We start from the raw sequence: 257 nt of genomic DNA on the forward strand, positions 1-257 counted from the left end.
ACTGGAATCTGACGATGCTTGAGATAGTAGATGAGTAACCGGACTGATGTCGTTAGCATGTCAACCGATTTGGAATAACACAACGTCTTACGGTGCAGTCGAGCCAAGTAATGTCGTAACCGACAGTTCTCGCCCTCAACCCGAGTCATGGCTGTTTTGCTGACCAAATGGTCTCCATCCTCAATCACGCAAGGGTACACTTTATACCCATCAGTGATGTACAGAAAACAAGCCCAACCCATCACAATGTGCCATAA

The 257-nt window shown here is 46.7% G+C and carries 1 protein-coding gene; it reads right to left on the bottom strand.

The genetic code is table 11. The features are described from left to right. The coding region (locus tag JUJ53_RS07225) for an IS1 family transposase (protein ID WP_204151323.1) at positions 1–257 on the bottom strand (257 nt) is incomplete at both ends.

Source organism: Leptolyngbya sp. CCY15150 (assembly GCF_016888135.1).
Taxonomy (GTDB): Bacteria; Cyanobacteriota; Cyanobacteriia; order RECH01; family RECH01; genus RECH01.